This is a genomic window from Limibacillus sp. (assembly GCA_037379885.1).
Classification (GTDB): Bacteria; Pseudomonadota; Alphaproteobacteria; order Kiloniellales; family CECT-8803; genus JARRJC01.
On record JARRJC010000004.1, the window covers coordinates 1 to 13,520 of the forward strand.

Sequence of the window (13,520 nt, forward strand, 5' to 3'; positions counted from 1 at the left end):
GGCTCATCGCCTCTCATCCGCCCTTCGGCTTTGTCGCCAGGGGTATTCAAGAAAAAGGGCCCCGGCTGGGGCCCTTTTAAGGTCGGCTGGCTTAGCCGACGATCTCGGTCTGAGCGAAGAAGTAGGCGATCTCGATCGCCGCGTTCTCCTGCGAATCGGAGCCGTGCACCGAGTTCGCCTCGATCGATTCGGCGAAGTCCTTGCGGATCGTGCCGGCATCGGCGTTCTCGGGGTTGGTGGCGCCCATCACTTCGCGATTCTTGGCAACGGCGTTCTCGCCTTCCAGCACCTGCACGACCACCGGGCCGGAGATCATGAACTGGCAGAGGTCGCCGAAGAAGGGGCGCTCCTTGTGGACGGCATAGAAACCCTCGGCCTGGGCCAGGGTCAGCTGAATGCGCTTCTGCGCGACGATACGCAGGCCGGCGTCCTCGAAACGGGCGTTGATCTTGCCCGTGAGGTTGCGGCGCGTGGCGTCCGGCTTGATGATCGAAAGGGTGCGCTCGATAGCCATGGCGGCGGCTCTCCGTTTTCCTATCTGTTGAAAAGGCCCGCCCATGACGGCGAGCCCAAAACCCGAATTGCGCGGCTGCTATACCTGTTCTGCTGCGTTGCGGCAAGTCCGAAAAGCCCGAAAAAGGCCCTCTTCCTGCGGCCCCCGGCCCGTGCTATCTCCTGGCCCCGTCATGATGCACATCAACGGCCTCACGCTGCGCGTAGGAGCGCGCGTCCTGCTTCAGGACGCCACCGCCGCCATCAACAAGGGTGAGCGGGTCGGAGTCGTGGGCCGCAACGGCAGCGGCAAGTCGACCCTGCTGAAAGCGATCTCAGGCGAGTTCCCCATTGACGGCGGGAGCATCTCCCTGCCCCGCGGGGAGAGCATCGGCCTGCTCCGCCAGCACATGCCCGAGGGCGAGGAGACCCTGCTCGACGTGGTCCTCGCCGCGGACCGGGAGCGGGCGGGCCTGCTGGCCGAGGCGGAGACCTGCAAGGAACCGCACCGCATCGCCGAGATCCACACAAGGCTGGCCGACATTGAAGCCCACAGCGCCCCGGCCCGCGCGGCGCGCATCCTCTCGGGCCTCGGCTTCGACGAGGCAGCGCAGGCGCGCCCGCTGTCCACCTTCTCCGGCGGCTGGCGCATGCGCGTGGCGCTGGCCGGCCTGCTGTTCTCGCGCCCCTCCCTTCTGCTGCTCGATGAGCCCAGCAACCATCTGGACCTGGAGGCGACCCTCTGGCTCGAGGGTTTCCTGAAGAGCTATCCGGGCACGCTGCTGTTGGTCTCCCACGACCGGCGGCTCCTGAACAACGTCGCCCAGAAGATCCTGCACTTCGAGGGCTCGCGCCTGGTGCTCTACAGCGGCAACTACGACCGCTTTCAGCGGACCCGCCGCGAGCGGATCGAACGTCAGGCGGCGCTCCAGACCAAGCAGCTCGCCCAGCGCCGCCATATCCAGGCCTTCATCGACCGCTTCCGCGCGCAGGCGAACAAGGCCCGTCAGGCGCAGTCGCGCATCAAGATGCTGGAGCGCATGGAGCCCATCGCCTCAGTGGTGGAGGAATCCACCATCGGTTTCGACTTCCCGAAGCCCGAGCCCCTGTCGCCGCCGATCCTGACGCTGGAGGACTGCGCGGTCGGTTACGCCCCCGGCGCGCCGGTGCTGAAGGACCTGAACCTGCGCGTCGACATGGACGACCGCATCGCGCTCTTGGGCGCCAACGGCAACGGCAAGTCGACCTTCATGCGGCTGATCTCCAGCCGTCTCAAGCCGCTGGACGGCAAGATCGCCCGCTCCTCCAAGCTCAAGGTCGGCTACTTCGCGCAGGAACAGGCAGAAGAACTCGACCTGAAGGCAAGCCCGCTGGACCACATCCAGCGTCTCATGCCCATGGCGACGGAGACCAAGATGCGCGCCCAGCTCGGACGCTTCGGTTTCTCCGGCGACAAGGCCGACACCAAGGTCGAGAAGCTCTCCGGCGGAGAGCGAGCGCGGCTGCTGTTCGCCCTGATGAGCCGCGAGGCGCCCCAGATCCTGCTGCTCGACGAGCCGACCAACCACCTGGACGTCGACAGCCGGGAAGCGCTGATCCAGGCGCTCAACGCCTACGAGGGCGCGCTGATCCTGGTGACCCACGACCCGCACCTGATCGAGCTGGTCGCCGACCGGCTCTGGATCGTGCGGGACGGCGGGGTGCATTCCTTCGAGGGCGACCTGGAGGACTATCAGAAACTGCTGGCCGAACAGCGCCGGGAGGAGCGCGAGCAGCGGCGCGGAAAATCGCAGAGCTCAGGCACGACGCCGGCGCCGCGCAAGCCGGAGCCGCGCAAGAAGGACCGCAAAGCCGCCGCCCAGGCACGAGAGGCGGCCTCCGGCCTGCGCAAGAAAGTGGCGGAAGCCGAAGCCCGGCTTGAGAAGCTCACCAAGGCCAAGGAGATCCTGGAGGGCCGGCTCGCCGACCCGCAGACCTACGACGCCGAGGCGGACAAGCTGGGCGACCTTCAGCGCCAGCACGCCGAGATCGCGCGCGCCATCGCCAAGACCGAAGAATCCTGGCTGGCCGCGCAGAGCGACCTGGAAGCCGCCGAGAACTGATAAGAGAAAAACACACCCGGCCCTGCGCGGGACGCTGATCTGGGCTGCGCGCGCCAGGGTGTCCCGCGCTGCTCTTCATCCCTAGACTGCCGCGCCATGAGCAAGGAGAACGACAGCAAGGGGACGGTCGAAGCGTTGCTGCCTTCAGACGAGGCGGCGGGCGTGATGAAGGCCATCGGCATCATGCTGCTGGGCATTCTGCTGATCTCCATCATGGACGCCCTGCTCAAGTGGCTGGGCAGCCGGTACGACGTGGTGCAGATCATCTTCTTCCGCGCGGTCTTCGCCTTCATCCCCGTGGGCATCGCGCTTTATCTGCGCGGCGGCCTGGGGCAACTGCGGACCAACAAGCCCGTCGCCCACTTTCTGCGCGCCATGACCGGGCTCGGCGCGCTGATGCTCTTCGTCAAGGGCCTGACGCTCCTGCCTCTGGCGAGCGTCATCGCCATAGCCTTCGCGGCCCCCATCTTCGTCACCGCCTTTTCCGTCCCGCTCTTGAAGGAGCATGTCGGCGTGCGGCGCTGGACGGCCGTCCTGGTCGGCTTTCTAGGCGTGCTGATCATGGTGCGTCCCGGCGGGGATCTCTTTCAGTGGAACGCGGTCTACGTCCTCGGGGCCGTCCTGCTCTATTCGCTGATGATCATCCTGGTCAGGGTGCTGGGCCGGACCGAAAGCCCCTCCTCCATCGTGTTCTACCAGAGCCTCTATTCCTGCCTGGTGATGGGGCTTTTCCTGCCCTTCTTCTGGACCACGCCGCCCTGGGAGCACCTGCTGATCCTGATCGCGACGGGTCTGGTCGGCGGCACGGCCCAGCTCTGCCTGACGGCGGCCTACTCGCGCGCCAACGTCGCGGTCGTCGCGCCCTTCGAATACTCGGCCATGCTGTGGGCCGTGATCTTCGGCTACTTCTTCTTCGCCGAACTGCCAGGGGTCGAGGTCTGGATGGGCGCGCCGGTGGTGATCGCGTCGGGCATCTACATCGCGATGCGTGAAGCCAAGCTCGACCTGCGGCGCTCCTGGATGAAGCGCTTCCTGATCCGGCGCTAGAAAGCGGCCGTCACGGCTGCCAGAGCGCGGGCTTCGCCCAGGCCGGCGGCACCTGAAGGCGGCCCGCTGGCGCACGGGCGCCGTCCTCGAGCGCCAGGGACTGCCAAGCCTGTGCCCAGTCCGGCGGCAGAGGATAGGGTGTGGAGACGCCCTGCTCCGGAGCGAACCCAAAGCGCCGATAGTAGGCGGGATCGCCCAGCAGCAAGGCCCGGGAAAAGCCCTGCGCTGCCAGCCGGGCCAGAGCGAAGCGCAGCAGGGAACCGCCGATGCCCTGGCGCTGCCGCGCGGGAAGGACGGCCAACGGCCCCAGAAGCGACAGTCTCGCACCGCGGTCCTCTTCCAGGGCGCAGGCGGTCAGGAGCAGATGCCCGGAAATATCGCCGCCCTCCGCGGCCACCAACGAGGTGACCGTGGGTCCTTCGCGCAGCAATTCCCGGATCAGGGGCAGCAGGTCTTCATCGGGAAAGGCTTCGGCATAAAGCGTTTCGAGAGCGGGCCAATCGCCCCGGCCGCCGTCTCGGATCTCCGGGCCCTCGGGCGCTGCGGCGCTCACGCCTTTTGCTGCCAGCGGCCGCTGTCGTCCTGCTGCCAGTAGGTGACCTCGTGTCCTGCGTCCTTGTAGGTCTTCCAGCGGCTGCGAGCGGCCGAAACGGCGGCCTCGTCGTTGCCGTCGAAAAGTTCGGCGACCAGCTCGAACTCGGCGGTCTTGGCGCTCTCCGCCCCATCGGCGAGGAATAGGACCTCTCCGCCGTTGGGCCGCTCCTCCTCCAGCGTCAGCCAGACCGGCTGCTCCGCTGGGTGGCCTTCGGCGGGGCCGCCGTGCGGCAGGAAACTGCCCGCGTCGTAACTCCAGAGCCAATCGTTGAGAGCGTCCAGGCGTTCTTGCGATCCGAGCTGCACCACGGCCCGCTGTCCCCGCTCCAACACGCGCGAAAGCATGACCGGCAGGACCCGATCCAGGTTGGCGCGTTGCAGATGATAAAAGCGGACTTCAGTCATGATGCCGGGGACGTAATGCCGGGGATAGGACCGGGGCGGAGGCGCACAGCCTCCGCCCGTCACATCAGCCCCTACTTCTCGTGCTCTGCAGCGATCCAGCGGTCGAGCAGCCGCACACCGAAGGCGGTCGCCCCCTTGGGGACCGAGGGCTTGTCCTCGTTCGACCAGGTGACGCCGGCGATGTCCAAGTGCGCCCAGGGCGTGCCCTTCTGGATGAAGCGCTGCAGGAACTGCGCGGCGGTGATGGAGCCCGCCGAACGATTGCCGGTGTTCTTCATGTCGGCGACCTGGCAGTTGATCTGCTTGTCGTAGGCCTCGCCCAGCGGGAGACGCCAGAGCTTCTCGCCAACCGAGCTGCCGGCCGTTGTCAGCTGTTCGGAAAGCCCGTCGTCGTTTGAGAAGAGCCCTGCGTGCTCGTGACCCAGCGAGATGATGATCGCCCCGGTGAGGGTCGCGAGATCGACAATGGCCTTTGGCTTGTAGGTCTCCTGGCCATACCAGAGGGCATCGGCCAGAACCAGGCGCCCCTCGGCGTCCGTGTTGATGATCTCGATGGTCTGTCCGGACATGGAGGTCACCACGTCGCCCGGACGCTGGGCATTGCCGTCGGGCATGTTCTCGACCAGGCCGCAGATGCCCACGACGTTGGCCTTGGCCTTGCGGGCGGCCAGCGCGCGCATCAGGCCGATGACCACACCGGCGCCGCCCATGTCCCACTTCATGTCCTCCATGCCGCCGGCCGGTTTGATTGAGATGCCGCCGGTATCGAAGGTCACGCCCTTGCCGACCACCATGACCGGCTGATCGGCCTTGGCGGGCTTGGCCTTGCCCTTGGCCTTGGGCTTGCCGGCACCGTTCCAGCGCATGACGAGGAGCTGGGATTCGCGGGTCGAGCCCTGCCCAACGCCCAAAAGAGCCCCCATGCCGAGCTTCTTCATCTCCTTCTCGCCCAGCACGTCGATCTCGATGCCGAGCTTGGTCAGCTCCTTGGCCCGTTCGACGAAACTTTCGGGATAGATGACGTTGGGCGGCTCCGACACGATATCGCGCGTTGCGAAGACGCCGCTGGCGATGGCCTCCAGCTCGGCAAAGGCCTTCTTGGCGGCGGTGTGCGCCGCGCTCGCCACGGTGAAGCCTTTCAGGGTCGGCTTCTGCTCCGGCTTTTCCTTGGTGCGATACTTGTCGAAGCGGTAGCTGCGCAGATGCGCCCCCAAGGCCGCCAGGGCCGCGTCCCGGCCGGCGTCGCGCGCCTCGCCGATGGGGTCCAGCAACAGGGTGGCCTGTCCCTCTCCGCTTGCATTGAGACGGGCGACGGCCCTGCCGCCCAGCGCCTCGACATCCAGATCGCCGATGTCCTTCAGGGCGCCCAGTCCCATCACGAGGATACGGCTGACATCCACGTTGGCCGGGGCTGCGATCTCCAGGATCTGACCCTTGCCGCCTTTGAAGCGGCTGTTCGCCATGGCGCGCGTGATCGCGCCGCCGCAGGCCTCGTCGGCCTCGGCCGCGCCTGCGGAAAGCTTGCGATTGTCAAAGGCGGTAACCACCACCGCGCCCTTGCTGGGAAGTCCCGGCTTGACGAAGCTGATCTTCATTTACGTCCTCTTTTCCTGCTTATCCATTTCGGTTGCCCGCCGCCCGGTCGGGGCGCTGCGGCTTTGGAGCGAGTTTTGGACCCTGCGCTGCCACGCGGCGCCCGGCACTTGTAATTTTTCCCGGCTATTGGGATAGCTTTCCCGCAAACCGGGCGGGCAATCAATAGCACACCTCACGACATGGGTGCGACGGCCCGCGCTGTGAAGGCTTTAAAGCACTGTCGTGAGGCAATGGGAATCCCTATAGTCGGGCGCATGCAGATACTGGAACGCTACATCTTGAAGCAGTTGCTGGCGGTGGCCGTCGTGGTGACCCTCGGCCTTACCTTCACGGTGTGGCTGAGCCAGTCGCTGCGCTTGATGAAGCTGATCGTGAATCAAGGTTTGGAGATCAGTTCCTTTCTCTACCTGATCAGTCTTCTGGCCCCTTCGTTCATCCTGCTGGTCATGCCGATCGCCGCCTTCTGCGCGGTGCTGGTCATCTACAATAAACTGATCGTCGACAGCGAGATGGTGGTGATGCGCTCGGTCGGCATCAGCGCCTGGCAACTGGCGCGCCCCGCGCTCTGGCTCGGGGCTATCGTGACGCTGTTCGGGTTCTTCGTTTCCTTGTATCTGCTTCCGAGTTCCTATCGCAATTTCAAAGACATACAGTATGAGCTCCGCAGCGAATTGGGCTCTCTCCTGATCGAGGAAGGCGTGTTCAACGAGGTGACGTCGGGGCTCACCGTCTACGTGCGGGAGCGCGCGGAAGACGGCACGCTTAAGGGCATACTCGTACATGACAGCCGCAACGCCCAGGCGCCCGTCACCATGATGGCCGAACGCGGCGCCATCGCCGAGGGCGAGGATGGCCCGAAGGTGGTCATGGCGCAGGGCAACCGTCAGGAACTGGACCGCGCGACGGGAAAGCTGTCGATGCTTTATTTCGACCGTTACACGCTGGTGGTCGATCAACTTCGCGGGCAGGGACCGGCGCGCTGGCGCGAACCGCGGGAGCGGTACATCCATGAACTGCTAGGCCAGAGCAGCCACCCAAAAGACCGGGAGAACGCGGTCAGGCTGATCGCAGAGGCGAACCGCCGCATCTCTCTGCCGCTGCTCGCATTCTCCCTGGTGCTGGTGGGGCTGGCGTTCTTGTTGTCCGGTGAGTTCAACCGGCGGGGTCAGACCAAGCGGCTCATGCTGGCGACCCTGACGGTTGCCGCAATCGAAGCCGCCTCTTTCGGCGTGGGCTCCGCGGTCGATGACGACCTAGCCTTTGTCCCGGGCCTTTATCTGGTATCCCTGCTGCCCGGGCTCGCGGCGGCCTGGGTCCTGACCACGGGAGCCAGACCGAAACGGACCGCGCTTCAGCGGGAGGGCTCCGAGCCGGACGGCTATGCCGGCAGCGGGGAGGCGCGGACATGACGGCTGCCTTCAAGGACCGCGACGCCTTCGCGCCGGGCAGCGCGCGGCGCAAGCTCTCGCTTACGCTCACCCGTTACATCGCTCGGACCTTCATGACCTGGTTCGGGATCTTGGCGTTCTGCGTTTCCGGGATCATTCTCCTGGCCTCCGGATTGGACACCCTGAACAACCTGGCGGGCCGCGTTGAGGTCTCGCTTGTCACCTCCATCAGATTCGCTTTCCTGAAGCTGCCGTTCATCTTTCAGGAGACCCTGCCTTTCCTGGTGCTCTTTTCGAGCCTGGCGACCTTCTGGCGGCTCGTGCGCTCCCATGAACTGGTTTCAATGCGGGCGGTCGGCGTTTCCGTCTGGCAGTTCCTGACGCCGGTGCTGATCTGCGCCCTTCTCGTGGGGGCGGTGGGAACGGCCGCGCTCAACCCCATCGCGTCGGAAACCTACGGCATCTTCGAGGACCAGAGGCGCAAGGTGATGGACAGCGAAGACAGCGCCATGCAGGTCTCGGGCTCGGGACTGTGGATCCGTCAGCCCGACCTGACATCGCAGTCGCCCTCGGCGGTCTACATCCTGCAGGCCCGCGAGGTGGACCCAAGGCGCTCCTTCACGCGGGACTTCATCGCCTTTAGGTATGACGACCAGGGCACCTTCGTGGAGCGGTTCGACGCAGAGACGGCGGACCTCGTAGGCGGCGCCTGGAAGCTGTCCAATGTTTGGGTCAGCGGCCCAGGACGGCCTTCCCGATTTGAGGAAAGCGTCTCGATTCCCAGCGATCTGGATTTCAGCAAGATCGAGGAGAGCTTCGCGAAGTCCGAGACGGTCTCCTTCTGGGAACTGCCGGGGTTCATCAGCGTACTGGAGCGCGCCGGTTTCTCGGCAACGGAACACAGGCTGCAATACCACCGCCTGTTGTCGTTGCCCTTGTTGCTCGCCGCCATGGCGCTGCTCGCCGCCACCACCTCGCTCCGCCCTCACCGGCGAGGCCGCGTGGGACTTTTGCTGCTCACGGGCATCGTCACGGGCTTTCTTGTCTTTATCTTCAGCAACGTGATCTTTGCTCTTGGTCTTTCCGGCAAAATCCCTATCGTGCTAGCAGCTTGGACGCCAGCGGGGGTGACGCTGATGTTCGGGGCGGCACTGTTGCTGCATCTAGAAGACGGGTAAGGCAGTACCTTGACGGGGGGCATTCTAAATAGCGCAAGCAGACGGCTGCTCCTTAGCGGCCTCGTCTTTACGCCTCTCGTACTTCTTCTCTCCGCCGTCACGCTGGAAAGGGTTTCCGTCATTGGCACGGCCGCCGCCCAGGAACAGTTTGATCCGGACGAACCCTCCTTGCTTACGGCCGACGAAGTCACCTACGACGAATCTCTCGGTGTCGTTGTGGCGCGGGGCAACGTGGAGGTCAGTCAAGGACAGCGCGTCCTGAAGGCCGACACGGTCAGCTACAACACCCGCACCCGGGTCGTCACCGCCTCGGGAAACGTGAGCCTGACAGAACCCACGGGCGACGTGCTGTTCGCTGAGTACGTCGAGCTGACCGACGATCTGGCCGAGGGCTTTATCTCCGGTGTCGGCGCGCTGCTTTCGGACGACTCCCGGCTGGTGGCGGCGCGCGGCTACCGCCGGGGCGACCGCGAGATCACGCTGGAGCGCGGCGTCTTCTCACCCTGCGATCTCTGCCGTGACGACCCCACCCGGGCGCCGCTCTGGCAGATCAAGGCGGCCGAGGTCACCCACGATCAGGTCGAGAAGACCATCGAGTACCGCGATGCCAGGATGGAGATCTTCGGCATACCGGTCGCCTACACGCCCTACTTCGAGCACCCCGATCCGACGGTCGAGCGCAAGGAAGGCTTTCTGGCACCCAGCTTCATCAGTTCCAGTGAGCTCGGCTACGGTGTGCGCACCCCCTACTACTGGCCGATCGGAACCGACAAGAACCTGACCCTGACCCCGCTCATGACCGCGGACAAGGTCTTCATGCTGGCGGGCAATTACGAGCAGATTTTCACGAGCGGCTACATAGAGGTCGAGACCAGCGCGACCTATGGCGAGCGCGACACCGGCACCACCACGCTGGACGATCAGTTCCGGGGCCACTTTTTCTCCAACGGCGAGTTCGCCCTGGATGAGAACTGGCGCACGGACTATCAAGTCCAGCTCGTCACCGACGACACCTACCTGCGCATCTACGACTTCGACAATCCCAACCCCCTGACCACGCGGGGCACGGTCGAGTACTTCGAGGGCCGCGACTACGGCTTCTTCAACTCCTTCTATTTCGAGGGCACGCGAAGCAGGGACGTGGACGATCAGGCGCCCTTGGTCCTGCCGGAGATCGGCTACTCCTTCGTCGGCGAGCCCCTGGACACTGACGGCATCCTTCAGGATTCGGTTTTCAGTTTCGACATGGCCTTTCTCGGGATTTCGCGCTTCGACGGCCAGGACGTGCGCCGCGCCAGCTTCGTGGGAGATTGGGAACGGCCCTATTTCCACCCGAACGGCAGCGTGTTCACCCTGCGGGCCGAGGTCCTGGGCACGCTCTACAACTACGCGGACTCCGACCCGAACAGCCAGGCCGTCGTCCCAGGGCCCGGCGTCCAGACCGAAGACGGGGTCACGGGCCGCTTCTTCCCGGCGGCGGCCATGGAGTGGCGCTATCCACTGGTCAGCGACCAGGGCTGGCTCGACCAGACCATCGAGCCCATCGTCCAGTTCGTCGCGGCCCCCAGTTCAAACTTCCTGGCCGGTGAGGACATTCCGAACGAAGACAGCCGGGACGTCGAGTTCGATGACAGCAACCTCTTTTCGCTCAACCGTTTCCCAGGCGTCGACCGGGTCAGCGGCGGCACGCGGGTGGACTACGGGGTGCGCTGGACCGGACAGTCCGAAGAATACGGCTACGGCGAGTTCCTGATCGGACAGTCCTACCGCTTCACCGACGACAGCGCCTTTACCCAGCCGACGGGGCTTGCCGAAGATCTGTCGGACATCGTCGGCCGCTTCACGGTCATTCCCGACCCCTCCTTCAGCGCCACCTACCGCTTCCGGCTGGACAAGGACGATTTCGAGGGGCGCCGCCACGATTTGGAAGTCACGGTCGGGCCGCCGGCTTACCGGGTCAGCATGGGCTACTTCCTCTCCGCGGAGGAAATCGCGCCGGGCAATTCCATCGTGCAGGAAGAGGAGATCCAGCTCGGCTTTGATTCGCGCCTCAACAAGTTCTGGTACTTCTCGGCGGACTGGGTCCACGATTTGAACACCAACGACACGCGCTCCATCAGCGTGGGCCTGCTCTATTCCGACGAATGCTGTGATTTGCGCATCCGCGCGGTGAAGGAATTCTTCGCCGATCGGGAGGTGGAGCCCAGCGAAGCCATCTACGTCGAGGTCTTCTTCAAGCACCTGGGCGGTGTCGAGGGTGGCAGCTAAGCGACTTGTTTGCGCCCGCCGCGCTGTGCTACTGCCAAAAAGCAACGGTCGTCCGCCAAGCGGGGGATGAAGGGACGCCCGGCGATAAAAAAGACCGAAAGGCTTCAAGACACCCATGTTTAGAGCGTTGCCGCGTTACCGCCCGTTTCTCCTGCTGCTCGGCCTGCTGGCCTTGAGCCTGCTTCTGACGCTGCCCGGCGGCGGGCGCGAGGCCCGTGCGCAGAATACGCTGAGTGCCGCGGCCGTGGTGAACGACGACATCATCAGCGGCTTGGACCTGAGCTTGCGCACCCGGCTTTCCATTCTCTCGATCGGTGCGCAGGATACGCCGCAGATTCGCCAGCGGCTGACGCCCCAGGTTCTGCGGGTCATGATCGACGAGCGGCTCCAGCTTCAAGAGGCCGAGCGCTTGTCGATCGAGGTGAGCGAACCTGAGATCGATCAAGCCTTCGCCAGCATCGCCGAGAGAAACCGCATGACGCCCGGACAGTTCGAACAGGTGCTGCGCGACAACGGCGTCCTGCCCAGCACCATGCGCAACCAGATCCGCGCGGAGTTGTCTTGGCGCAAGGTGGTGGACCGCCGCATGCGCAATCAGGTCGCGATCAGCGATGAGCAGGTGGACGCGGAGGAAGAGCGTCTGCGGGCCTCGGAGGGGCAGGAGCAGTACCGTGTCGCCGAGCTCTTCCTCTCCGTGGACCAGCCGTCCGAGGAGGAGCAGGTGCGCGAGACCGCGGAACGCTTGCTCCAGGAAATTCAGCGCGGCGTGCAGTTCCAGTCCCTGGCGACCCAGTTCTCTGAATCCATGACCGCGCCGGTCGGCGGCGACATGGGCTTCATCACGCTCGACCAGCTCGACCCGGCGGTGGCCCAGGCGGCGGCGGACCTGCAGAAGGGCGGGATCGCCGGCCCGATACGGGGCATCGCGGGTTACTACATCATCGGCATCATCGACCGGCGCCAGCTCCAGCTCGGAGAGACGCTCTGGAACATGCGCGCGGTGACGCTCCCCTTGCCGCCCGGCGCGTCCGAGGATCTGGTGGAGCAGCGGTTGGCGGAAGCCCGGGACCTGCGCGATCAAATCGAAGGCTGCTCCAACCTGCAGTCGCGCGTGACCGATGAAGTCGCCGACGCCCAGGTCAACGATCTGGGCAATCAGCGCCCCAGCGACCTGCCGCCCGACATGGCGCGGGTCAGTCAGAACGCGCAAGACGAAGCCTTCACCGAGCCCTTCCGCCGCGCCGATTCCGTGGTGCTGGCCATGATCTGCGGCCGCGACGCCTCCGGCCTCGACCGGGAGCGGATCGCCAACCGTCTGCGCCAGGAGCAACTGGAGCTGCTGTCCCGCCGCTACATGCGCGATCTGCGCCGCGCGGCCAACGTGGACATCCGCCAGTGATGACGGACACCACAGGACGGAGACGGTGATGCTCCCGCCGCTCGCCGTGACCATGGGAGAGCCGGCGGGCATCTGCGGGGAGATCAGCCTCAAGGCCTGGCTCGCCGCCCGCGCGGAGGGTCTGCCCGCCTTCTTCTTGCTGGATGATCCGAAACGGCTCGCCGCTCTGTCGGAACGCTTCGCTCTGGATGTCCCTGTCCGCGCGATCGAGAGCGCCGGGGAAGCCCCGGCGGTCTTCGGCGAGGCGCTTCCCGTTCTGCCGCTGGAGGCCGGCACGCAAGACTGCCGCCTCGGCGAACCGGGGGCCGCCAGCGCGCCCGCCGTGCTCGAGTCCATCGACCGCGCCGTGGCGCTGGTGCGTGGCGGGGAGGCCGCGGCCCTGGTCACAAACCCGATCCATAAGTCCGTCCTGATGGAGGCCGGCTTCGCCTATCCGGGCCATACCGAGTACCTGGGCGAGCTCTCCGGGCCGGGCTACAGCGCCATCATGATGCTGGCGGGCCCGCACCTTAAGGTCGTGCCGGTCACGGTCCACATCCCGCTCGCCGAAGTGCCCAAGCGGCTGACCCATGAGGCCATCGTCACCGCCGGCCGCGTCACCGCCGAAGCCTTGGCCCGCGACTTCCGCATCGAGAGCCCCCGTCTGGCCGTGGCCGGGCTCAATCCCCACGCCGGAGAGAGCGGGCGCATCGGGCGGGAAGACCTGGAGATCGTCGGCCCCGCGGTCGAGGCCTTGAAGGCCGAAGGCATCGGCGCCTTCGGCCCCCTGCCCGCCGACACGCTGTTCCACGAGGCGGCGCGCGCGCACTATGACGCTGTCCTGTGCATGTATCACGACCAGGCGCTGGTGCCGATGAAGACCCTGGACTTCGATAAGGGCGTCAACGTCACGCTGGGCCTGCCCTTCGTGCGCACCTCGCCCGACCACGGCACGGCCATCGACATCGCCGCGAGCGGCGGCGGCTCGGCGCTCAGCCTCATCGAGGCGATCCGTCTGGCCGGCGTCATGGCAGAGGGGCGCGCCAGCGCCTCCGGATAGGAAGGCACGGTC

At 65.7% G+C, this 13,520-nt stretch carries 11 protein-coding genes; 7 read left to right on the forward strand and 4 right to left on the reverse strand.

The features are described 5' to 3' along the window. Positions 1–91 precede the first annotated feature (91 nt). Entirely contained in the window at positions 92–514 is a 423-nt protein-coding gene (gene ndk, locus P8X75_02350) for a nucleoside-diphosphate kinase (GenBank protein ID MEJ1994039.1), read from the reverse strand. Positions 515–686: 172 nt separating this feature from the next. Between ndk and P8X75_02355 the strand changes: the two genes are divergently transcribed. Together P8X75_02355 and P8X75_02360 are read left to right on the forward strand one after the other, a co-directional pair. Further along, on the forward strand, positions 687–2,594 hold the full coding sequence (locus P8X75_02355; GenBank protein MEJ1994040.1) for an ABC-F family ATP-binding cassette domain-containing protein: 1,908 nt from the start codon (positions 687–689) through the stop codon (positions 2,592–2,594). Between the two features lie 96 nt (positions 2,595–2,690). After that, positions 2,691–3,641: a DMT family transporter gene (locus P8X75_02360; protein MEJ1994041.1), complete on the forward strand. Its 951-nt coding sequence runs from the start codon at positions 2,691–2,693 to the stop codon at positions 3,639–3,641. Between the two features lie 10 nt (positions 3,642–3,651). Here P8X75_02360 and P8X75_02365 read toward each other — a convergent pair whose 3' ends face one another. The 3 genes from P8X75_02365 to P8X75_02375 form a co-directional block, all read right to left on the reverse strand. Beyond that, entirely contained in the window at positions 3,652–4,194 is a 543-nt protein-coding gene (locus P8X75_02365) for an N-acetyltransferase (protein ID MEJ1994042.1), read from the reverse strand. Next, positions 4,191–4,640: a DNA polymerase III subunit chi gene (locus P8X75_02370; protein MEJ1994043.1), complete on the reverse strand. Its 450-nt coding sequence runs from the start codon at positions 4,638–4,640 to the stop codon at positions 4,191–4,193. Before P8X75_02370 ends, P8X75_02365 begins: the two co-directional genes overlap by 4 nt. A 71-nt stretch (positions 4,641–4,711) precedes the next feature. Beyond that, complete coding sequence (locus P8X75_02375; protein MEJ1994044.1) at positions 4,712–6,235, reverse strand: leucyl aminopeptidase; 1,524 nt, start codon at positions 6,233–6,235, stop codon at positions 4,712–4,714. Between the two features lie 255 nt (positions 6,236–6,490). On the opposite strand from P8X75_02375, the gene lptF reads away from it, so the two are divergent. From lptF to pdxA, 5 genes are all read left to right on the forward strand, one after another. After that, the gene (lptF, locus tag P8X75_02380; protein ID MEJ1994045.1) at positions 6,491–7,645 is read left to right on the forward strand and encodes an LPS export ABC transporter permease LptF; all 1,155 of its coding nucleotides are present in this window, start codon (positions 6,491–6,493) and stop codon (positions 7,643–7,645) included. Beyond that, positions 7,642–8,802: an LPS export ABC transporter permease LptG gene (lptG, locus tag P8X75_02385; GenBank protein MEJ1994046.1), complete on the forward strand. Its 1,161-nt coding sequence runs from the start codon at positions 7,642–7,644 to the stop codon at positions 8,800–8,802. The genes lptF and lptG overlap by 4 nt, the downstream gene beginning before the upstream one ends. 168 nt (positions 8,803–8,970) lie before the next feature. Further along, a complete protein-coding gene (gene lptD / locus P8X75_02390) occupies positions 8,971–11,070 on the forward strand; it encodes an LPS assembly protein LptD (protein MEJ1994047.1) in 2,100 nt (699 codons plus the stop codon). Between the two features lie 115 nt (positions 11,071–11,185). Further along, the gene (locus P8X75_02395) at positions 11,186–12,469 is read left to right on the forward strand and encodes a peptidylprolyl isomerase (protein ID MEJ1994048.1); all 1,284 of its coding nucleotides are present in this window, start codon (positions 11,186–11,188) and stop codon (positions 12,467–12,469) included. Positions 12,470–12,497: 28 nt separating this feature from the next. Further along, positions 12,498–13,508 carry a 4-hydroxythreonine-4-phosphate dehydrogenase PdxA gene (pdxA, locus tag P8X75_02400; GenBank protein ID MEJ1994049.1) on the forward strand — a complete coding sequence of 337 codons (1,011 nt, stop codon included), beginning with the start codon at positions 12,498–12,500 and terminating at the stop codon, positions 13,506–13,508. Positions 13,509–13,520 lie beyond the last annotated feature (12 nt).